This is a genomic window from Nocardioides szechwanensis (genome assembly GCF_900103935.1).
Taxonomy (GTDB): domain Bacteria; phylum Actinomycetota; class Actinomycetes; order Propionibacteriales; family Nocardioidaceae; genus Nocardioides; species Nocardioides szechwanensis.
In genome coordinates this window covers 401,524-421,258 of sequence record NZ_FNIC01000003.1, presented here as the reverse complement: position 1 = coordinate 421,258, position 19,735 = coordinate 401,524, and the positions used below count along the sequence as shown (strand labels likewise).

General features: G+C 72.3%; 21 protein-coding genes. 15 read left to right on the top strand and 6 right to left on the bottom strand.

The genetic code is table 11. From position 1 onward, the window contains the following. Positions 1-4 precede the first annotated feature (4 nt). Genes BLR90_RS10665 through BLR90_RS10655 form a run of 3 tightly spaced genes read left to right on the top strand, consistent with a single transcriptional unit; the run spans position 5 to position 2,828 of the window. On the top strand, positions 5-751 hold the full coding sequence (locus BLR90_RS10665; protein ID WP_091025219.1) for a (Fe-S)-binding protein: 747 nt from the start codon (positions 5-7) through the stop codon (positions 749-751). Continuing rightward, on the top strand, positions 748-2,229 hold the full coding sequence (locus BLR90_RS10660) for a lactate utilization protein B (RefSeq protein ID WP_091025150.1): 1,482 nt from the start codon (positions 748-750) through the stop codon (positions 2,227-2,229). Before BLR90_RS10665 ends, BLR90_RS10660 begins: the two co-directional genes overlap by 4 nt. After that, positions 2,226-2,828, top strand: a complete 603-nt coding sequence (locus BLR90_RS10655; protein ID WP_091025149.1) for a LutC/YkgG family protein — start codon at positions 2,226-2,228, stop codon at positions 2,826-2,828. The genes BLR90_RS10660 and BLR90_RS10655 overlap by 4 nt, the downstream gene beginning before the upstream one ends. Before the next feature lie 15 nt (positions 2,829-2,843). Here the strand turns inward: BLR90_RS10655 and BLR90_RS10650 are convergent, their stop codons facing one another. Next, on the bottom strand, positions 2,844-3,074 hold the full coding sequence (locus tag BLR90_RS10650; RefSeq protein WP_091025148.1) for a DUF1918 domain-containing protein: 231 nt from the start codon (positions 3,072-3,074) through the stop codon (positions 2,844-2,846). A gap of 231 nt (positions 3,075-3,305) precedes the next feature. Here BLR90_RS10650 and BLR90_RS10645 point away from each other — a divergent pair, with 231 nt between their 5' ends. Beyond that, positions 3,306-3,566, top strand: coding sequence for a PspC domain-containing protein (locus BLR90_RS10645; protein ID WP_091025147.1), 261 nt, complete (start codon positions 3,306-3,308; stop codon positions 3,564-3,566). On the opposite strand, the gene BLR90_RS10640 is transcribed toward BLR90_RS10645, so the two are convergent. Genes BLR90_RS10640 through BLR90_RS10625 form a run of 4 tightly spaced genes read right to left on the bottom strand, consistent with a single transcriptional unit; the run spans position 3,551 to position 7,768 of the window. Next, positions 3,551-5,026 carry a protein adenylyltransferase SelO gene (locus BLR90_RS10640; protein ID WP_091025146.1) on the bottom strand — a complete coding sequence of 492 codons (1,476 nt, stop codon included), beginning with the start codon at positions 5,024-5,026 and terminating at the stop codon, positions 3,551-3,553. The two genes, BLR90_RS10645 and BLR90_RS10640, sit on opposite strands and share 16 nt — an antisense overlap. Before the next feature lie 19 nt (positions 5,027-5,045). Further along, positions 5,046-5,393 (bottom strand): MmcQ/YjbR family DNA-binding protein, encoded by a 348-nt coding sequence (locus BLR90_RS10635; protein ID WP_091025145.1) that lies wholly within the window; start codon positions 5,391-5,393, stop codon positions 5,046-5,048. A gap of 11 nt (positions 5,394-5,404) precedes the next feature. Beyond that, positions 5,405-6,832, bottom strand: a complete 1,428-nt coding sequence (locus BLR90_RS10630) for a matrixin family metalloprotease (RefSeq protein ID WP_091025144.1) — start codon at positions 6,830-6,832, stop codon at positions 5,405-5,407. A 42-nt stretch (positions 6,833-6,874) separates the two neighbouring features. Further along, the gene (locus BLR90_RS10625) at positions 6,875-7,768 is read right to left on the bottom strand and encodes a phytoene desaturase family protein (protein WP_091025218.1); all 894 of its coding nucleotides are present in this window, start codon (positions 7,766-7,768) and stop codon (positions 6,875-6,877) included. 128 nt (positions 7,769-7,896) lie between these two features. Between BLR90_RS10625 and BLR90_RS10620 the strand changes: the two genes are divergently transcribed. The 10 genes from BLR90_RS10620 to BLR90_RS10575 are packed head-to-tail and all read left to right on the top strand — an operon-like array spanning position 7,897 to position 17,809. Then, positions 7,897-8,685, top strand: a complete 789-nt coding sequence (locus BLR90_RS10620; RefSeq protein ID WP_245715249.1) for an MlaE family ABC transporter permease — start codon at positions 7,897-7,899, stop codon at positions 8,683-8,685. Between the two features lie 17 nt (positions 8,686-8,702). Continuing rightward, a complete protein-coding gene (locus BLR90_RS10615; RefSeq protein ID WP_091025217.1) occupies positions 8,703-9,530 on the top strand; it encodes an MlaE family ABC transporter permease in 828 nt (275 codons plus the stop codon). After that, positions 9,527-10,807 (top strand): MCE family protein, encoded by a 1,281-nt coding sequence (locus BLR90_RS10610; protein ID WP_091025143.1) that lies wholly within the window; start codon positions 9,527-9,529, stop codon positions 10,805-10,807. Before BLR90_RS10615 ends, BLR90_RS10610 begins: the two co-directional genes overlap by 4 nt. 8 nt (positions 10,808-10,815) lie before the next feature. After that, positions 10,816-11,868, top strand: coding sequence for an MCE family protein (locus BLR90_RS10605; protein WP_170254235.1), 1,053 nt, complete (start codon positions 10,816-10,818; stop codon positions 11,866-11,868). Then, a complete protein-coding gene (locus BLR90_RS10600) occupies positions 11,868-12,965 on the top strand; it encodes an MCE family protein (protein WP_091025141.1) in 1,098 nt (365 codons plus the stop codon). Before BLR90_RS10605 ends, BLR90_RS10600 begins: the two co-directional genes overlap by 1 nt. Beyond that, on the top strand, positions 12,962-14,164 hold the full coding sequence (locus tag BLR90_RS10595) for an MCE family protein (RefSeq protein WP_143016179.1): 1,203 nt from the start codon (positions 12,962-12,964) through the stop codon (positions 14,162-14,164). Before BLR90_RS10600 ends, BLR90_RS10595 begins: the two co-directional genes overlap by 4 nt. Beyond that, positions 14,161-15,384, top strand: a complete 1,224-nt coding sequence (locus BLR90_RS21265; RefSeq protein ID WP_091025139.1) for an MCE family protein — start codon at positions 14,161-14,163, stop codon at positions 15,382-15,384. Before BLR90_RS10595 ends, BLR90_RS21265 begins: the two co-directional genes overlap by 4 nt. Continuing rightward, positions 15,381-16,775, top strand: a complete 1,395-nt coding sequence (locus tag BLR90_RS10585; RefSeq protein ID WP_091025138.1) for an MCE family protein — start codon at positions 15,381-15,383, stop codon at positions 16,773-16,775. Before BLR90_RS21265 ends, BLR90_RS10585 begins: the two co-directional genes overlap by 4 nt. 12 nt (positions 16,776-16,787) lie before the next feature. Continuing rightward, positions 16,788-17,273, top strand: a complete 486-nt coding sequence (locus BLR90_RS10580; RefSeq protein ID WP_091025137.1) for a hypothetical protein — start codon at positions 16,788-16,790, stop codon at positions 17,271-17,273. After that, entirely contained in the window at positions 17,270-17,809 is a 540-nt protein-coding gene (locus BLR90_RS10575) for a hypothetical protein (protein ID WP_091025136.1), read from the top strand. Before BLR90_RS10580 ends, BLR90_RS10575 begins: the two co-directional genes overlap by 4 nt. On the opposite strand, the gene BLR90_RS10570 is transcribed toward BLR90_RS10575, so the two are convergent. After that, the gene (locus BLR90_RS10570; RefSeq protein ID WP_091025135.1) at positions 17,795-18,361 is read right to left on the bottom strand and encodes a TetR/AcrR family transcriptional regulator; all 567 of its coding nucleotides are present in this window, start codon (positions 18,359-18,361) and stop codon (positions 17,795-17,797) included. The two genes, BLR90_RS10575 and BLR90_RS10570, sit on opposite strands and share 15 nt — an antisense overlap. Before the next feature lie 105 nt (positions 18,362-18,466). Here BLR90_RS10570 and BLR90_RS10565 point away from each other — a divergent pair, with 105 nt between their 5' ends. Further along, on the top strand, positions 18,467-19,726 hold the full coding sequence (locus tag BLR90_RS10565) for an oxygenase MpaB family protein (RefSeq protein ID WP_245715248.1): 1,260 nt from the start codon (positions 18,467-18,469) through the stop codon (positions 19,724-19,726). The last annotated feature ends 9 nt before the right edge of the window (positions 19,727-19,735 follow it).

Sequence of the window (19,735 nt, the reverse complement as noted above, 5' to 3'; positions counted from 1 at the left end):
CTCCATGCGCGTCGCCCTGATGGTCACCTGCGTCAACGACGCGATGTTTCCGGAGACGGGGAAGGCGGTCGTCACGCTGCTGAGGCGGCTGGGGGTCGACGTGGAGTTCCCCGCGGCCCAGACCTGCTGCGCGCAGCCGATGGTCAACACCGGCTACCTCGACGAGGCGGTCCCGGTGGTGCGCACCTTCGTCGACGCGTTCGCGGGGTACGACGCGATCGTGACGCCGTCGGGCTCGTGCGCGGGGTCCGCACGTCACCAGCACGCGCTGGTCGCCCGTCGCTCGGGGGACCCGGACCTCGTGGCCGCCGTGGCCGAGACGTCGCCGAAGACCTACGAGCTCAGCGAGTTCCTGGTCGACGTGCTCGGCGTGACCGACGTCGGTGCCTACTTCCCGCACCGGGTGACCTACCACCCCACCTGTCACTCGCTGCGGATGCTGGGGGTCGGCGACCGGCCGCAGCGGCTTCTGGAGCAGGTGCGCGGGATCCGGCTGGTCGACCTGCCGTCCGCGGAGGAGTGTTGCGGGTTCGGCGGCACGTTCGCGGTCAAGAACGCCGACACCTCGGTCGCGATGGGCGCCGACAAGGCCCGCCACGTCCGCGAGACCGGTGCCGAGGTGCTGGTCGCGGGCGACAGCTCGTGCCTGATGCACGTCGGCGGGATGCTGTCGCGCCAACAGTCCGGCGTACGCGTGATGCACCTCGCCGAGATCCTGGCCGCCACCGAGACCGCCCAGGTGCGCGGATGAGCCGCACCTTCGTGGGGATGCCGGCCTTCCCGGCTGCGGCGCGCGCAGCCCTGGCCGACACGCAGCTGCGCCACAACCTCGCCCACGCGACCGGAGTGATCCGCGCGAAGCGGGCCGCGGTCGTGGCCGAGGTGGAGAACTGGGAGGAGCTCCGGCTCGCCGGCGCCGCGGTCAAGGACCGGGCCCTGCGCGACCTGGGGACCCATCTCGTCGACCTCGAGGCCGCACTGACCGCTGGCGGCGCGACCGTCCACTGGGCGCGCGACGCGGCCGAGGCGTGCGCGATCGTCGCGACCGTGGCCAAGGCGCACGGCGTCGACGAGGTCGTCAAGGTGAAGTCGATGGTCACCCAGGAGATCGGCCTCAACGAGGCGCTCGCCGAGGAGGGCATCGCCGCCTGGGAGACCGACCTCGCCGAGCTCATCGTGCAGCTGGGCGACGACCTGCCCTCCCACATCCTGGTCCCGGCGATCCACCGCAACCGGGCGGAGATCCGCGAGATCTTCCTCAGGGAGATGGGCGGCGCCGGCCGGCCCGCCCCGGCGGACCTCACCGACGACCCGGCCGTGCTGGCCGGCGCGGCACGCGAGCACCTGCGCGAGAAGTTCCTGCGCGCCAAGGTCGCCGTCTCCGGCGCCAACTTCGCGATCGCCGAGACCGGGACCCTGGTCGTCGTCGAGTCCGAGGGCAACGGCCGGATGTGCCTGACCCTCCCCGAGGTCCTGGTCTCCGTCGTCGGGATCGAGAAGGTGGTCCCGACCTGGGCCGAGCTCGACCCGCTGCTCCGGCTGCTGCCGCGCTCCTCGACCGGCGAGCGGATGAACCCCTACACGTCCACCTGGAGCGGGGTCACTCCCGGCGACGGTCCGCAGGAGGTGCACGTCGTACTGCTCGACAACGGACGCACCCGCGCGCTGGCCGACGACGTCGGCCGCCAGGCGCTGCGCTGCATCCGCTGCTCGGCCTGCCTCAACGTCTGCCCCGTCTACGAGCGCACTGGTGGGCATGCGTACGGCTCCGTCTACCCGGGACCGATCGGCGCCATCCTGAACCCGCTGCTCAAGGGGACCGGCGACCCGCAGACCGACTCCCTGCCCTACGCCTCCTCCCTGTGCGGCGCCTGCTTCGAGGCCTGCCCGGTGCGGATCGACATCCCCGAGGTGCTCGTCCACCTGCGCTCGAAGGTCGTGGACGGGCACCGCGACGACACCGTGCCCAAGGCCGAGGCGGTCGCCATGAAGGCGGCGGCGTACGCCTTCAGCGACGCTCGCCGCCTGGCCGCGGTCGAGAAGGTGTCAGGGCTGGCCGGCCGGGTACTCGGCCGCTTCGGCCGGGCCACGCTCCCCGGTGGTCGACGGGCCGCGGGCCGGATCCCCGGTCCCGGCGCGTCGGCCTGGACCTCCGCGCGCGACCTGCCCGCCCCGCCGGCCGAGTCGTTCCGCGCCTGGTGGAAGCGCACCGACGGAGGCCGACGGTGACCAGCGCCCGCGACGAGATCCTCGCGCGAGTCCGCGTTGCGCTGGCCGAGGTGGAGCCGGACCGCGAGCCGGTGGTTGCTCCCGTCGTCACTGCCCGGCCCGACGTGGTCGGTCTCTTCGCGGAGCGCGTGGCCGACTACCGCGCCGTCGTCGAGCGGTGCGCCGAGGCCGGTCTCGCTGAGGCCGTCGCGGCGGCGCTTCCGGCCGGGTCGCGGGTCGTCGTGCCCGCTGGGCTGTCCGTCGACGTGGAGGGTGCTGTCGTGGACGGCGCCGACGGTCGAGTCCTGTCCGCGCTCGAACTGGACGGCTTCGACGCCGTGGTCACCGAGGCACGGGTGGGGATCGCGGAGACGGGCACCATCGTGCTCGACCACGGCGCAGGTCAGGGCCGGCGAGCGATCAGCCTGGTCCCCGACAAGCACGTGTGCATCGTCCGCTCCGACCAGGTGGTGCCCGACGTCCCGGACGCCATCGTCCTGCTCGACCCGAGCCGGCCGTTGACCTGGATCAGCGGTCCCTCAGCCACCAGCGACATCGAGCTCGACCGGGTCGAGGGCGTCCACGGACCTCGGGTCCTGCACGTGATCGTCGTCGGCTGACGGGCCGACGTCAGGTCAGCTGCAGACGAGCTGGGGCTCGTACTCGGGCGGGTACTGCGGTCCCACGTGGTCGATGATCGCGTCGGGGCAGGGGTGGTAGAGCTCCTCGTCGCCGGTGTCGACCCACCTGACCTGGTACGGCGGACGGCCGTCCTCGTGCTCGACGTCGAGCACCTCGGCCTCGCGCTCGGGCTGGTCGAAGTGGTGGCCTCGGACGACGATCCGGTCGCCCTCATGTGCATACATCGCAGTGTCTCCTGGTTGCTGGTTTCACCTACAAAGATGCCTGTCTTAGACAGGTTCGGGCAGGGACGTTGGTCCCCTGCCACCTGGGAGTTTCGCCAGCCCCGCTTGGGATGTGACGCGGGTCTCTCAGGGTCGGACCAGGGCCACACCCGATGGAACCTGGCGTCGGTGCGAGCAAGACTGGAGTCGTCGGGGAGACACCCCGGCCACGACCGAAGGAGCACGACCCCCATGAACACCATCCAGCAGAGCTTCGCCCAGCAAGGCCTGGTCCGACCGCGCGGCGACCGCATCCTGGGTGGCGTGTGCGCCGGCATCGGCCGCCGCTTCGGGATGAGCGCCTGGATGGCACGGCTGCTGTTCGTGCTGGTCCTGATGGTCGTTCCCGGCAGCCAGATCCTGATCTACCCGATCCTGTGGATCCTGATGCCGTCGGAGGAGACCGTCGTGGCCGGGCCGGGCCAGCCGTACCCCGGTCAGGTCCCGCAGTAGGTCGTGTAGTCGCCGAAGTCGTCGGGCGCCGGGGCGGCGTAGCGCTCCAGGCCGGGGCGCTCGTCGTACGGCGCGGTGACGGCCTCGAGCAACCGCTCGAGCGGGCCGAGGTCGCCCTCGGTGCCGGCGTCGAGCGCCTCCTCGACGAGGTGGTTGCGCGCGATGTAGACGGGGTTGACCCGGTCCATCGCGTCGGCGTCTGGCCCGAGGGCTCGCCACCGTTCCGCCCAGGCGTCGAAGCCGGCGAGGTCGAGCACCAGGCTGCGGGCCGGCTCGGCGTCACCGCGGGCGGCGGCCCCGAGGGCACGGAAGAACGACGTGTGGTCGACCCGACTGGTCTTCATCAGGTCGAGCAGGTCACCGACGAGGGGCTGCGCGACATCGTCGGCCCCGTTGTCGACTGGGCCCTCGGGAAGGCCGAGCTTGGCGTGGATGCTGCGGGTCCAGGCGTCGGAGTACGCCGGCCTGAACGTGCCGAGCGACTCGACCGCCAACGCGACCGCCTGCTCCTGGTCGTCGTCGAGCAGGGGGAGCAGCGCCTCGGCGAGCCGGGCGAGGTTCCACTCGGCGATGAGGGGCTGGTTGCCGTAGGCGTAGCGACCGCCCTCGTCGATCGAGCTGTAGACGGTGGCCGGGTCGAAGGCCTCCATGAACGCGCACGGCCCGTAGTCGATGGTCTCGCCGGAGATCGTCATGTTGTCGGTGTTCATGACGCCGTGGACGAAGCCGACGTTCATCCACTGCGCGAGCAGTGACGCCTGCGCCGCGACGACCGACTCGAAGAACGCGCGGTAGGGCTGCTCCGCGTCGGCCGCGTGCGGGTGGTGGCGGGCGATCGCGTGGTCGGCGAGACGGCGGGTGAGGTCGACGTCGCCCTGCGCCGCGGCGTACTGGAAGCTGCCGACCCGCAGGTGGCTGCTGGCCACGCGGGTGAGTACGGCGCCCGGCAGCACTGTCTCGCGCTGGACCTTGCGGCCGGTCGCGACCACGGACAGCGCGCGGGTCGTGGGGATGCCGAGGGCGTGCATCGCCTCGCTGACGACGTACTCACGCAGCATCGGGCCGACCGCGGCCAGCCCGTCGCCGCCGCGCGCGAACGGCGTACGGCCGGAGCCCTTGAGGTGGAGGTCGCGCAGCCGGCCCTGTACGTCGGTCAGCTCGCCGAGCAGCAGGGCCCGGCCGTCGCCGAGGCGCGGGCTGAAGCCGCCGAACTGGTGACCGGCGTAGACCTGGGCCACGGGCTGGGCGCCCTCGGGCACCAGGTTCCCGACCAGCAGACGGGCGCCCTCGGGGGAGCGTAGGGCCGCGGGGTCGATGCCGAGCTCGGTGGCCAGCGGCTCGTTGAGCACGAGGACCCGCGGGTCGGGAGCGGCCTCCGCCTGCCACGCCAGAGCGAGCTCGGGAAGCTCGCGCGCGAAGCTGTCGCCGAGTACGACGGTCGGTGCGGGAAGGACGCTCACACCACGAGGCTACGTGGGCTCAGGTGGGCAGGCGGTCCGCGCGCTCGTCGACGACGGCGGACGGGGCGGTGAGGCGCCACGCCTCGAAGGTGAGCTCCGCCAGCTCGTCGCGCTCGACGCCGTCGAGGTAGACCACGACCCAGCCGAAGGCCCCGGCGGTGAACTGCACCTCGAAGACGTCGGGACGCTCGGCGACCAGGGCGAGCTGCTCGGAGCGCGTCTGCTTGAGACCCACCGTGCGGGTGGGCTCCCAGAGGTAGCCGAACGTCTGCGCGTGCACCTGGAGCTTGGTGTAGCGGCCGTGGTCGGTATGTCGTACTCCCGGGAGCTGGACGGCCAGGTCGAGGAAGTCGGCGATGGTGCTCATCGGAGGCTGCGTCAGGGGGCGAGCCCGACGGTGTGCACGACCGTCCGGGTGGGGCCTGGCGGAAGCCGTCGAGCCGTAGCGGTGGAGCCGGCGCGGCCGTAGGGGTTGGGCTCGAACGGGAAGCAGCCGCGCGAGACCGCCACGTTCGCCAGGCCGCGGAGGTCGCCGTTGGCGTAGCGGGCCTCGGCGCGGGTGATGGCGGGGTACATGATCTGGCGCCGGTCGGAGACGTGGTCGAGCCCCATCACGTGTCCGAGCTCGTGGATGAGGACTGAGCCGCGGGTGGCCTTGCCGCCCCCGAAGCCGGGCGCCAGCCCGGCCTGGGTGTCGAGCACGACCGCGGCCGCGAAGACCCGCCACCAGTCGGTGTAGGCGTACTGCGAGGCGACCGGGGAGACCCCGATGACCCCGCCGCGCAGCGCCGGGACCATCCGCGCGGTGGCGTAGGCGATCGTGACGTCGGCCTTGCGCGTGATCGCCTGGCTGCCGGGCTTGAGCGGGACGAGGGTGGTGGTGCCGGCGTAGCGGAACCCGAAGCCGGTGGCGGCCGTGACCTGGGCGAACGCCTTGCGGATCTCCGCGAGGTAGCCGCGCGGCGCTCGGGCCGGGTTGACCCGGTAGGTGAGCACGCCCGGGGCGGCGCCGCAGGGAGTCCAGCGCTGGCCCGGGAAGCCGCTGCTGTGGATCGGCTTCCAGGCCGTTCCCGGCCGGGGCTTGTAGGAACGGGTCACGGTGAGCGCGCTCGGCTTCGCTGCCACGTCGGCGTTGTGGGTCCGGGTCTCCGTGACCAGCGCCCGCAGCCGGTGGGTGGTCACCCACCGGGTGTCGACCTTCACCGCGTAGCTGCCGTTGGCCTGGGACTGCCCCGCCCCCAACGTGATCCAGGTGCCGGTGGCCTTGCGCTGCACGAGCACTTTCCGGGCCCCACCCGCGACCTGCCCGCGCACGACGTACGACGTGCGCTCGCGGATGCGTGACGCCGTCGGCCAGCCGGCCTTCAGGTCGGAGGGCCAGCCGATGATCTCTGCCGTGAAGGCCCGCTGGTCGAGGAAGTCGCCGTCGGCGTCGAAGAACGTCACGGAGTAGGCGAGGGGCGCCCGCCGCTGCGTGGGGAACGGGACGGTCGCCGACGGGACGAGGAGCGTGAGCGTCACCTCGTGCTCGACCGACGAGCCGTCCGGGTAGACGGCGCGGACCTCGGCGGTGCGCACGTTCTGGTCGGGATCGACGTCAGGCTCGAAGTCCGTGACCCCGACCGTCAGCGACTGGCTGCTGTCGACGTAGTAGCGCGCCGGCAGCGGGTAGCTGACGACGTACGACTCCGCCGCCGCGGCGGGGGGTGCGGTGACGACACTGAGGCAGGCTGCCGTCAGGAGGGCAGCGAGCAGCGCCGCGCAGCGCCGGCGGAGGGAGCCGACCATGAGGGTCTCGCGATTCATCGGGGGGATGGACCGTCAGGATCGCGTGCGCCGGGAGTGCGGTCAACCCCTTCGGGTGAGGCGCCGCAGGGCGGAATGTGCCGCGTTGTAGCCGCACATGCCGTGCGCGCCGCCGCCGGGAGGCGTGGCCGCCGAGCACAGGTAGAGGAGGCCGGTGCCGAGCCAGTAGGGGTCGAGCGCCGCCCGGGGCCGGGCCACCAGCTGGCGCGGCGTGTTGGCGCCGGTCACGATGTCGCCGCCCACGTAGTTCGCGTTGTACGACGACATCGCCGCGACGTCGCGCACGTGGCGGGCGAGCACGCGTTCGCCGAACCCCGGAGCGAACCGCTCGATCTGGGCCTCGACGAGCGCGGTCGCGTCGCCGGGCCAGCCGGAGGGCACGTGCGCGTAGGCGTAGACCGGGTGCACGCCGTGCGCCTGCGCCCGCGGGCCGCGCCACCGCCGCGCGAGCAGCGAGGCGGGGAGCGCCGACAGCGAGCCGAACAGCGCCAGGTCGAGTGGGTGGTGGGGCAGGCTCAGCATCGGCTCGAACAGGTCCTCGCTGATCCGGTCGAGCCGGTCGGCGAGCTCCCCGAAGACCGCCTGCCACGCGGGACCGTCGCGCCCCAGGTCGGCGGCGGTGTCGGTCGCGGAGCGCCAGGCCGAGGCGCCGTCACCGCTCTCGAGCGGGTGGGCGTACTGGATCTCCGGCCAGCACCACTCCAGCCCGTGGGCGTCCAGCCCGGCGGCCCGGGAGAAGGGGGTGTCGACGGCCAGCGGATGGAACGCCGAGCACTCGTCGTGCAGGAGGCCGGGCAGCGTGAGCTCGGCGCTGCGGGTGCCGCCACCGGGCGACCCGGCCGCCTCGATCACCCGGACGCTGACCCCGGCGGTGGCCAGCGTGAGCGCGGCGGCGAGCCCGTTGGGGCCGCTGCCGACCACGACTGCGCTGGTCATCGTCACCTCCAGGGGGTCCCGGTCGTTGTCTTGCCAGGTGACGGGAGTCACCGTACATTTGCGATATTCGCAACTGCGTTACCGATTATCGCAGTTCCACTTGCTCGCCGGTCAAGGAGGGGACGCGCGTGACCGCAGTCGCCCCTCCCTCTGCCCTGACGCGCCCACTGGTCCCCGTGGGCAACCTGTTCACCTTCGCACTCGAGGTCTTCGCGGCCATGTTCCGCCGCCCGTTCCAGTGGCGTGAGCTCAGCGACCAGGCCTGGTTCGTCACCCGTGTCTCCCTGCTCCCCGCCTGCGCGATCACCATCCCGTTCGGTGCCGTGCTCGCCCTCCAGATCGGCTCGCTGTTCGGCCAGCTCGGGGCCCGCTCCTTCACCGGAGCCGTCGCCGTGGTCGGGATCGTGCAGCAGGCGGCGCCTATCGCCACCGTCGTGATCGTGGCCGGGGCCGCCGGCACCGCGGTCGCCGCCGACCTCGGCTCCCGCAAGATCCGCGACGAGCTCGACGCGCTCGAGGTGCTCGGCATCTCCGTGGTGCAGCGCCTCGTCGTACCCCGGGTGATCGCGATGGGCGTCGTCGCCTGCCTGCTCAACGCGGTCACCACGGCGGTCGGCACGATCGGCGGCTACGCGTTCAACGTCGGCGTCCAGGGCGGGTCGCCGGGTGCCTACGTCCAGTCCTTCACCGCCCTCGCGCAGCTGCCCGACCTCTACGTCGGCGAGCTCAAGGCGCTGGTCTTCGGGCTGCTCGCCGGGATCGTCGCGACCTACCAGGGGGTCAACGCCAAGGGCGGCCCCCAGGGCGTCGGCAACGGTGTCAACCAGTCCGTGGTCGTCTCGTTCGTGCTGCTGTTCCTCGCCAACGCGATCCTCACCGCCGTCTACTACCAGCTCGTCCCGCCGAAGGGCCTGTGAGCGGAGCGATGGCGACGATGGAGTGGGTGCGGGCCGTCCCGGCGGGGGTCCACGGGGTCCTCACCGAGCTCGGCAGACAGACCCGCTTCTACGGCCGGAGCCTGGCCGGGGTGCCGCACGCGGCCATCTCCTACCGGCGCGAGATCTGGCGGGTGCTCTCGGAGGTGACGTTCGGCCGCGGCGCCATGGTGCTCGTCGCCGGCACCGTCGGCATCCTGATCTTCGAGGTGGTCGCCGTCGGCAGCGTGGTCGGCCTGGTCGGCTACCAGGGGCTCAAGCAGGTCGGCATCCAGCCCTACGTCGGGTTCCTGTCGGCCTACTTCAACACCCGCGAGGTCGCGCCGCTGGTGGCCGGCAACGCGCTGATCGCCACGGTCGGCGCCGGCTTCACCGCCCAGCTGGGCGCGATGCGGATCAGCGAGGAGATCGACGCCCTCGAGGTGATGGCGATCCGCTCGGTGCCCTACCTGGTCACCACCCGGATCATCGCGGCGTTCATCGCCGTGATCCCGCTCTACCTGATCGCCCTGATCGGCACCTACGCGTCGACCCAGGCCGTCTCCGTCTACTACTACGGCCTCACCACCGGCACCTACGACCACTACTTCCAGCTGTTCCTGCCACCGATCGACATCCTCTACTCGTTCGGCAAGGTCCTCGTCTTCTCGGTGATCCTCACCCTCATCTGCTGCTACTACGGCTACCACGCCAGCGGCGGGCCGGCCGGGGTCGGCGTCGCGGTGGGGCGGGCCGTCCGGCTGGCGACCGTGATGATCGTGGTCGCCGACTTCTTCCTCAGCCTCGCCCTCTGGGGCTCGACCACAACCGTGCGGATCGCCGGATGACGCCCAGGATGACGCCCAGTGACCGCGGGCTGCCGCTGCTGGGCCTGGTCTACCTGTTGGTGGCGGCCACCCTGATCGCCGGCTCGGTGCTGGCCTACCGCAAGGACCTGCCCTGGCAGCACTCCACCGACGTCACCCTCGTGACCGACCACCCGGGCCTCGAGCTCAACCCCGGCTCCGACGTGAAGATCCAGGGTCGCCTCGTGGGCCGCGTCGACCGCGTGGAGTCCGACGGCCGGGTGGCGACGGTGCACCTGGCGATCGACCCCGACGAGACGGTGCTGATCCCGCGCAACGTGGACGCCGCGATCGTGCCCAAGACCCTCTTCGGCGAGAAGTTCGTCGACCTGCTGATGCCGGTCGCCCCCGATGAGTCGCGCCTCGGCGCCGGCGACGTGATCACCCAGTCGCGTACGGCGGTCGAGCTCGGCGACGTCTACGCCCGGCTGGTCCCGCTGCTGCGCGCGGTCGACCCGGCCCAGCTCTCGACCGTGCTCAGCACGCTGGCGCGCACCCTCGACGGCAAGGGCGACCAGCTCGGCCGCGCGATCGTGCAGACCGACGCGTTCCTCGCGGAGCTCAACCCCCACCTCGGGGTGCTGCACGCCGACCTGCGCAAGCTGACCACCACCTTGGCGTCGTACGACGAGGCGGCGCCCGACCTGCTGCGCACGATGGCCAACGCGTCGGCCATCAGCGCCGAGCTGCTGGTGCCGGCGGAGGCCCGGCTTCAGGAGCTGCTCGACACCGTGGTCACCACCTCGGAGACCACCGAGGAGGTGCTCGGCGAGAACGCCGACGCGCTGATCACCCTGACCGGTCGGGCCCGGCCGCTGCTGGCGCTCCTGGAGCGCTACGCGTCGGTGCTCCCGTGCTCGATGAAGGGGCTGCACCTGCTCGACAAGCTGGGCAACCAGGTGACCGGCGGCCGCGGCCCGTTCACCCTGCTCAACGTCGACGTCCTGGTGCAGGGCGACCCCTACGTCTACCCGCGCGACCTGCCCGACGGCCCGCGCAGCGACGCCAACGTCGACGTGCTGCCGTCGACAATCCCCAGCTGGGACCCGCACTGCCCGCGCTTCGGCCTCCTCGCGCGCCAGGTCAAGGACGCCGACCCGTTCAGCCTCGCGCCGCTGCCGTTCCAGTCCGTCGCGGGCGTGACCGACCCCCGCCTCGCCCAGGCGCTCGGCGACGAGATGACCGGCACCACCGGCTCCCGGCTCTCGGGCCTGCTGCTCGGCCCGCTGCTGTACGACGGTCGGGTGGCGCTACCGTGACGCCCGCCGTGCGCACCCGGATCCCCTCGTCGGCCTACAAGATGGCGGTCTTCACGACCGTGACCATGCTGCTGCTCGGCATCCTCGCGGTGCTGATCGGCAACCTCTCGTTCGCGCCGAGCCGCGCCTTCCACGCCCAGTTCACCGACGCCACCGGCGTCACCAAGGGTGACCGGGTCCGGCTGTCCGGCGTCGAGGTCGGCCGGGTCACGGGGGTCGAGCTCGACGGTGTCGGCGACCAGCAGGTCGCCACCGTGACCTTTACGGTCGACGAGGCCGTGCCCGTCTACGAGTCCGCGACGTTCGCGCTGCGCTACGAGAACATCGTCGGCCAGCGCTACCTCGAGATCACCGAGGAGCCGGGCGCCGGCGACGCCCTGGAGGAGGGCGCGACCATCCCGGTCTCGCGGACCACGCCCGCGCTCAACCTGACCGTGCTCTTCAACGGGTTCCAGCCGCTCTTCCGAGCGCTCGAGCCCACGCAGGTCAACCGGCTCGCGTCCCTCGTGCTCCAGGCGGTGCAGGGCGAGGGGTCGACGTACCAGAGCCTGCTGGCCAGCACCGCGCGGTTCACCAACGAGCTGGCCGACAAGGACGCCGTGATCGGTCGCGTGGTCGCCAACCTCGGCACCGTGCTGCGGACCATCGACGAGCGCGACACCAAGCTCACCGAGCTGATCGTGACCTTCCGCAGCCTGATGACGGGGCTGGCGGGGGACCGCGCCACCATCGCGACCAGCCTGCCCGGGCTCGCCGACCTGCTGACCGTCTCCTCCGGGCTGGTGGGCGACGTCCGTGGGCCGCTGGCCGCCGACATCCGCGCCCTCGACGACCTGGCCGGCAAGCTCGACCGCAGCCGCGGCACCCTCGCCGAGGTGCTCCAGCGGATGCCGCGCCGGCTGCGCGCGCTCGCGCGCACCGGCTCCTACAGCTCGGCGTTCAACTTCTACCTCTGTGGGATCTCGATGAACCTGCGGCTCCTCGGCGACGACTACCTGCTCCAGTCGCCCAACCTCGCCGCCAACGAGCGCGACACCGTCTGCGCGAGAGGGGCCGAGTGATGGCAGCCTCGCTCGTCGACCTGGGGCGGCGCCGTCCGGCGCTGCTGGCCGTGCACGGACTGGTGCTGATCGCTGTCCTGCTGGCGGTCGCGCTCAACGCGTCGCGGCTGCCGTTCTTCACCGGCACCACCTACCAGGCCGAGTTCACCGACGCGAGCGGCCTCCAGGTCGGCGAGGAGGTGCGCGTCGCCGGGGTCAAGGTCGGCCTGGTGCGCGACATCGAGCTCTCCGGTGACACCGTCGTGGTCACCTTCGACGTCGACGGACCGCGCCTCGGCGAGGCCACCACCGCCGGCATCGAGGTGAAGACCCTGCTCGGGCAGCACTACCTGAGCGTCACCCCCGACGGGCCGGGGAGCCTGGAGGCGGGGGGCACGATCCCGCTGTCACGGACCAGTACGCCGCTCAACGTGGTGCCGGCGTTCCAGCAGCTCACCGAGACCATCGACGAGATCGACACCCAGCAGGTCGCCGAGGCGTTCGACGCGATCTCCGAGGTGCTCGAGGCCACTGCTCCGGAGGTCCGCGCCACGCTGACCGGGCTCGGCCGGCTGTCGCAGTCGGTCGCGTCGCGTGACCAGCAGATCCAGCAGCTCTTCAGCAGCGCCGACGGCGTCACCGAGACCCTCGAGGCCCGCAACGCCGACATCGTGCGGCTCCTCGGTGACAGCACCGACGTACTCGAGACGCTCAACGCGCGCCGCCAGGTGATCGCCCGGATCATCACCGAGACCGGCTCGCTGGCCCGCCAGCTGCGCGGGCTGGTCGCCGACAACCGGGCCACCGTGGGCCCGGCCCTGGCCAAGCTCGAGCGGGTCCTCGACACGCTGCGGGCCAACCGCGACGCCCTCGACGAGTCGATCACCCTCACCGGCGTCTACGGCCGCGAGTTCACCAACCTCGGCGGCACCGGCCGCTTCTTCGACGGCGCGATCACCTACCCGCGCGGTTTCGCGGTCTGCACGGTGGAGCCCAGCAACGCGCTGTCCGGCGTGCTCGACCCGATCCTCAGCGAGCTCAACGAGGCGGTCAACGGCAGCACCCAGCCGTGCCTGCCGCTCGGGCCGGCCGCCGACTCGTCCGGAGGTGGCCAGTGACCCGCCGCCTGCTCGTCCTCCTCGTCGTGGCGGCGCTCGCCGTCGCCGGGATCGTCCTGATGCGGGGTGACGACTCGAGCTCCCGACACCTGACCGCGACCTTCCCGAGCACCGTCAACCTCTACGAGGGCGCCCAGGTGAAGGTCCTCGGCGTCCAGGTCGGCGAGGTGACCTCGGTCGAGGTCGAGGGCACCGCCGTCACGGTCGAGATCACCTACGACGAGGTGCGGCTGCCCGCCGACGTGCACGCGCTGATCGTGCCGCCGTCGATCGTCGGCGACCGTTTCGTGCAGCTCGCACCGGCCTACACCGGCGGCGAGGCGCTCGCCGACGGGGCCACACTCGGCCTGGACCGGACCGGCGTACCCGTCGAGCTCGACGACACCTACCGCCAGCTCGACGCACTCTCCGAGGCCCTCGGGCCGCAGGGCGCCAACCAGGACGGCGCCCTGTCTCGGCTGGTGCGCGCGACCGCGGCCGGCCTCGACGGCAACGGCCGCCGCTTCAACCGGAGCATCCAGCAGCTCGCCCGCGCCCTCGACACCCTCGCCAGCAGCGACGGCGCCTACCAGGACACCGTCGACCAGACCGGCACCCTGACCCGCACCCTGCTGGCCAACGACAAGACGGTACGACGCCTGGTCCTGGCGCTCGCCCGGGTGAGCGGGCAGCTCAACGCCCAGCGTGACGACATCGGCCGCGCCAGCACCGACCTCTCCGGAGCGCTCGACGACGTCGCGCGCTTCGTGCGCACCAACCGCAGCCGGATCAAGGGCAGCGTCGCCGGGCTGCGCGACGTGACCCGGGTGCTCACGCGGCACACCCAGGACCTCCAGGACCTGCTCGCCCTCGCGCCGGTCGGGTTCGTCGACGCGATGAACATCAACCTGCCCACCAACTACGACGCCGACGACCCGCGGGCCAGCACCCCCCTCGGCCGCACGACGTCCTTCCTCCAGCGCGGCATCTACACCAGCAACCTCGGGGTCACGCTCTCCTCGACGCTGGTCCAGGTCTGCCGGACGGTCAGCGGACCGCAGGCGGCGCAGCTCGCCCCGCTCTGTGACGCGCTCGCGGCGGCGGGCAACGACCTCGGCGTCCTGCTCTCCGAGATCAGCATGATGAGCGCCTCCGGCGAGTCGGTCAGCCAGGCCGAGCTCTACCGCCGGCTGCGCTCGGCCGCGGGGGACCGGCGATGAGCGCCCGCGCGGGAGCGGCCGGCCTGGTGGCGGCGCTGGCCCTGTCGTCGTGTGGCTTCGACGGCGCCCAGAGCCTGCCGCTGCCCGGCGCCGCGGGCGACGGCGGCTACACGGTGACGATCACGTTCGAGGACGCCGCCAACCTGGTGCCCAAGGAGACCTGCCGGGCCAACGACACCGTGGTCGGCAGTGTGGTCTCGGTCGAGCTCGACGAGAGCTTCGACGCCGAGGTGGTGTGCCGGATCGAGCGGACCGCCGACCTGCCCGGCAACGTCCGGGCGACCCTGCGCGAGACCAGCCTGCTCGGCGAGCGCTACGTGGCGCTCGACGTGCCGGCGGGGGAGGAGCCGACGGGCACGCTCGCCGACGGCGCGGTCATCCCCGTCAGCGACACCGTGGTGCACCCCAACACCGAGATCGTGCTGGGCGCGCTGTCCCAGGTGCTCAACGGTGGCTCGCTCGGCAGCATCTCCACGATCTCGCGCGAGCTCAGCACCGCCCTGGACGGACGTGCCGGCCAGGCCCGCTCGGCGGCCCGGCGGCTGGACGAGCTGCTCACCAGCCTCGACGCCAACCGGGCCACCCTCGTGGCGACCCTGGCGGCGATGGGTGACCTGTCGACGACCCTGTCCCAGCAGCGTGACGTGCTCGCCGACACCCTCGACCGGCTGCCGGCCGGGCTCGCCGTCCTCGACCGCCAGCGGCCCCGCCTCACCCGGGCGCTGCAGCGGCTGGCCCGCCTCTCACGCACCGTGGTGCCGCTCGTGCAGCAGAGCCGGGACAACACCGTGGCCGACCTCGAGCACCTGCGGCCGGTGCTGGAGCAGCTCGCCGTGGCCGGCGAGGAGATCGCGCCGACCCTGGAGCGGATCACGTCGTTCCCGTTCAACCGCAACACGCTCTCGACGATCAAGAGCGACTACCAGGGCGCCTACGTGCAGGCCAACTTCGACCTCGACACCGTGCTGACGCTGCTCGCCGACCTCGAGGACCAGACGCCCGGCCAGCCGGACCTCCCCGACGACCCCGAGCTGCCCGGGCTCCCCGGCCTGCCGACCGTGCCCGGACTGCCCGGGCTCCCGGCCCTGCCCGGGCTGCAGGAGGCGTTCGACGTGCTGGGTCAGCAGCTGGCCCAGCGCGCCTCGGGGCAGCGGCCCGGCGTCGTCGACGACCGGCTCCCGGCCTCGCTGGCCGATCTGATGGCGGGGCCGGCGCGATGACCATCGGACCGGTGCGGACCAAGCTGTTCGCGTTTCTCGTGGTCTCCGTCGTGGCGTTCGCGTACGGCGCCACTGAGCTGCTGCACGTCGAGCGGATGGTGCAGCGGCCCGACGTCGTGCGGATCGTGTTCGCCGACCCCCAGGGCATCTACCCGCGCGCCGACGTCGACGTCCTCGGAGTGCGGGTCGGCACCGTGCGCGAGGTGGTCCCCGGGCCCGGCACCGCCGCCACGGTCGTGGTCGAGCTCGACCACGATGCCGCCGTGCCGACCGACGTACGGGCGGAGGCGTCGTCGAAGTCCGCGATCGGCGAGCAGTACGTCCAGCTGGTGCCGCTCTCGACGGGCGGCCCCACGCTCACCGACGGCGACACCGTGCGCCTCGAGCGCACCCTGTCCCCGCCCGACCTCGCCGAGCTCCTCGGCAACCTCGACGCGCTGGTGCGCTCGCTGCCGCGCGACGACCTGCGCACCGTGCTGCTGGAGGGCGCCGCCGCGCTCCAGGACCTCTCCCCCGAGCTGCGCCGGATCCTCGACCACGCCGACACCTTGTCCGCCAGCGCCCTGCGCAACGTCGACGACCTGACCGCACTGATCGACGACGCGCAGACGGTGCTCGACACCCAGGTCGAGCTCGCCGGCGGCACCCGCGCGGCGCTCTCCGACCTGGCCGGGCTGACCACCCGGCTGCGTGAGCTGGACCCGACCTTCGACGCGGTCTTCGTCCGCGGCGTGGCCGCCGGGCTCCAGGTCACCGGGCTGCTGCGTGACAATCAGGCGGCACTGCCGGTGCTCCTCAACGACCTGGTGTCGCTCACCGACCTCGGCGTCGACAACCTGGCCGGCATCCGCAAGAGCCTGGTCGTCTTCCCCTGGGTGCTGGAGTACAACTCCCAGGCGCTGCGCTACTGCGACAAGGTCGACCCGGTCACCGGCCGCCCCGACCGGGGCACCTGCCACTACGACAAGGACGGGCTGCCGATCTGGAGCGCCCACATCGCCGACGTGGTCAAGCTGCGCGGCAACGCGCCCTACAACCCGTGCACGCGCGGCTACGAGGGCACCGAGCGGCACCTCCCCAACGGCGAGCCGGCCGACCGGACCGGTCCCCGCCAGGGGCCGGACGCCCCGCCCAACTACGACGCACACTGCGCGGCGCCGCCGACCGACCCGAACACCCCCAACGTGCGCGGCTTCCAGAACATCCCACGACCGGGCGGGACCGCCGGCCGGGCCACCCCCGGGTGGGGCACCGCGATCATGAACCCCAACACCGGCACCATCGTGGCGCCGGACGGCACGGCGTACCAGCTCACCAGCAGCGTCACGTCGGTCCCGACCGACGGCAGTGCCGACCTCGGCTGGCTGCTGACCCAGAACCTCACCTACTGAGAGCCTGACCCCATGACCACACGGCTGTCCCGCGCGCTGCCCGCCGCCTTGGCGGTGGTGCTCGTGGCCCTGCTCGGGGCCTCCGCCTGGCTCTGGTACGACGGCCGCGAGAGCGACCGGTCCGCCGCCGCGTCGACGACCGCCCGCACGGCGGCGAGCACGTTCTTCACCCTGGACGCCGCCGACGTGGACGCCACCGTCGACGCCATGCTGGAGCTCAGCACGGGGGAGTTCAGGACCGACTACGAGGCGCAGCGTGACCGGCTGGTCGAGGAGGTCGAGTCGAAGGGCCTCGAGGTGACGGCTGCCGTGCCCGACAACGGCGCCGCGCTGGAGTTCCTCGACGGCGACCGTGCCCAGGTGCTGGTGGCGGTCGACGCGACCACGACGCTGCCCGACGGGGGCACGGAGACCAACAACTACCGGGTGCGGGTGCGGCTGTCGTGGGTCGACGACGAGGCCGCCTGGCGGGTCTCCGGGCTGGAGCAGGTCGGATGACCGGGCGGCGGAAGATCCTGGTCGCGGTGCTGGCGCTGCTCGTCGTCGGCGCGGCCGTGCTCACGTGGCGTCTCGCCGACCGTGAGCCGTCCGCTGCCGTCCAGCCGGCCGTCGCCGAGGACGGCACCTACACGGTCGGCACGGTCACCGGGGAGCCGCGCGCCGCGGTCCAGGCGGCGGTCGACGTCGTACCGATCGCGCTCTCCTACGACCATCGTGACCTCGAGCGCACGGTCACGGCGGCGGCGTCGCGGATGACCGTCGAGTTCGCCGAGGAGTTCCGCACCACCTTCGACGCCACGGTCCGGCCGCTGGCGACCACCAAGCAGGCGGTCTCGCAGGCGCGGGTGCGGGCGGCGGGCATCGTCAGCCACACCGACGACCACGTCGTGTGCCTGGTCTACGTCGACCAGGTGCTGGTGGCGAGCAAGGACCTCGGGCCCGACGACCCGGTGAAGGTCGGGCAGACCCGGGTCACGGTTCACCTGGTCCGGGTCGGCGACTCCTGGAAGGTCGACGACCTACAGCCCCTGTAGGGCCACCAGTGCCAGCAGCCGCTCGATCTCCTCGGGCGTCGGCACCGGCAGCGCGGCGTGGCCGTGGGCGAAGCCGAGGCCGGCGTAGACGAGCAGTCCGGCGCGCTGGCGCGCCTCCAGGGGCTCGTGGCCCAGCTCCAGCAGGGCACCCTGCACGGTCCCGAACACGAAGAGATCGGCGGCGGCCACCGCGTCGCCCACCCGCGCGTCGGTGCGGGCCCAGTCGCGCAGGGCGCGTTCCACGCTGGCCGAGCGCTCGTCGACGAGTCGCAGCGTCATCGCCCGCAGCCGCTCCAGCGGGGGCAGCAGCTCGAGGTGGACCAGCCCGTCGAGCACGGCCCGGGTCTCGGCGCACCAGTGCTCGGTGATCGCCTCGCGCAGCGCGTCGAGGTCGGCGAAGTGCCAGTAGAAGCTGCCCCGGGTCACGCCGAGGTGCTCGCACAGGCGGTTGATGGTCACCGCTTCCATGCCGTCGGTGCGCACCAGGTCGAGCGCGGCGGTCACCCAGTCCTTCGCGGCGAGCCGCGGCCGGGTGCTGCGAGGGGTGGTCACACCCCAACCGTACACAAATGTATGGAAGTGCGTTACGGTATCCCACATCACATTCCGGACAACTAGTAGCGATATCAGGGACACGTCCCGACGAAAGGCCCGACCGTGACCGTGACCACCGGCCCCGACCGCACCTGCCCCACCGCCTTCCGCTACTGGGAGACCAAGGACACGCCCACCTGGACGAAGCGGCGCCGGGTGTTCAAGAAGCTCACCGGGCACGACCTGTTCCCCACCGACGAGCAGGCCACCGCGCTGTGCGAGGACCTCTTCGCCGGGGACCCGGTGGCCGAGCGTTTCGTCGACGAGGTGTTCTTCGGCGAGATCGGGCACAAGCGCGGCCGGGAGATGGTGACTCAGGCGCTCGAGCACGGGATCGACTCGGTGCCCGACGCACCGGACTCGATGCGCGAGCTCTTCGCCGAGTTCGAGAACGTGCCCGACTGGGTCGACCGCGACCTCGTCGAGCTCGGGGCGTCGGTCTGGAAACGCTGGGGCACGATGCTGTTCAGCGTCGCCGGCGTGATCACCCTGGAGATCTACACCGAGGGTGCGGTGGCGATGCCGCTGTCGCTCGCCGGTGGCTATGCCGGCGACAACGCGCTGCGTCGCTTCCTCGAGACCTCGCGCTTCTGGATCGACACCTCCCAGCCGGGGGCGCTGTTCGAGCAGGGCGCTGCCGGGCGCGCGACCGCCATGCAGGTGCGGATCATGCACGTCGCGGTCCGCAAGCGGGTGGGCGACCACCCCGAGTGGGACACCGACGCCTGGGGCCTGCCGATCTGCCAGACCTACGAGCAGATGACGCAGATCGGCGGCAGCACGGTCCCGGCGTTGTCGCTGTGGCTGCTCGGCTACCAGACCACGCCCAAGGAGATCCGGGCGCTGATCCACTTCAACCGCTACCTCGGCCACCTGCTCGGCGTCCAGCCGCGCTGGGCGCCCACCACGATCGTCGAGACCCTCCAGACGGTCGCGATGACGACCGCCGCGCGCTCGTGGGACTCCGGTGAGGCCGGCAAGGAGCTGATCGAGTCGTTCCCCGCGGCCTTCGCGCCGCGGGAGGGCCAGAAGGGCCTCAAGAAGCTGCGTGCCCGCTACAACCACGGCATCTACTCCGCCTACACCGCGCTGTGGATGATGCCGCCGACTCGCAAGGCCTACGACCTGCCGCCGGCGTTCCCGTGGCTGATGATCCTGCTCGCGCGCTGGCCGTTGGTCACCGTCACCGAGCTGCTCCGGCGGGTGCCCGGCCTCAAGCAGGCCCACCTCGAGCTCATGGACCGCCACCGCGAGAGCTGGTGGAAGGCCCAGATGGAGGGCCGCCAGGCCGAGTTCGACGCCAGCAGCTCCCTGCGCCGTTGACTCTGCGCC

Excerpts from the sequence above, each read along its gene's own strand:
- BLR90_RS10615 (WP_091025217.1), top strand. The coding sequence starts at position 8,703 with ATGGAGTGGGTGCGGGCCGTCCCGGCGGGGGTCCACGGGGTCCTCACC.
- BLR90_RS10580 (WP_091025137.1), top strand. The coding sequence starts at position 16,788 with ATGACCACACGGCTGTCCCGCGCGCTGCCCGCCGCCTTGGCGGTGGTG.
- BLR90_RS21265 (WP_091025139.1), top strand. The coding sequence starts at position 14,161 with ATGAGCGCCCGCGCGGGAGCGGCCGGCCTGGTGGCGGCGCTGGCCCTG.
- BLR90_RS10610 (WP_091025143.1), top strand. The coding sequence starts at position 9,527 with ATGACGCCCAGGATGACGCCCAGTGACCGCGGGCTGCCGCTGCTGGGC.
- BLR90_RS10665 (WP_091025219.1), top strand. The coding sequence starts at position 5 with ATGCGCGTCGCCCTGATGGTCACCTGCGTCAACGACGCGATGTTTCCG.
- BLR90_RS10585 (WP_091025138.1), top strand. The coding sequence starts at position 15,381 with ATGACCATCGGACCGGTGCGGACCAAGCTGTTCGCGTTTCTCGTGGTC.
- BLR90_RS10625 (WP_091025218.1), bottom strand. The coding sequence starts at position 7,768 with ATGACCAGCGCAGTCGTGGTCGGCAGCGGCCCCAACGGGCTCGCCGCC.
- BLR90_RS10575 (WP_091025136.1), top strand. The coding sequence starts at position 17,270 with ATGACCGGGCGGCGGAAGATCCTGGTCGCGGTGCTGGCGCTGCTCGTC.
- BLR90_RS10660 (WP_091025150.1), top strand. The coding sequence starts at position 748 with ATGAGCCGCACCTTCGTGGGGATGCCGGCCTTCCCGGCTGCGGCGCGC.
- BLR90_RS10645 (WP_091025147.1), top strand. The coding sequence starts at position 3,306 with ATGAACACCATCCAGCAGAGCTTCGCCCAGCAAGGCCTGGTCCGACCG.
- BLR90_RS10650 (WP_091025148.1), bottom strand. The coding sequence starts at position 3,074 with ATGTATGCACATGAGGGCGACCGGATCGTCGTCCGAGGCCACCACTTC.
- BLR90_RS10630 (WP_091025144.1), bottom strand. The coding sequence starts at position 6,832 with ATGAATCGCGAGACCCTCATGGTCGGCTCCCTCCGCCGGCGCTGCGCG.
- BLR90_RS10635 (WP_091025145.1), bottom strand. The coding sequence starts at position 5,393 with ATGAGCACCATCGCCGACTTCCTCGACCTGGCCGTCCAGCTCCCGGGA.
- BLR90_RS10600 (WP_091025141.1), top strand. The coding sequence starts at position 11,868 with ATGGCAGCCTCGCTCGTCGACCTGGGGCGGCGCCGTCCGGCGCTGCTG.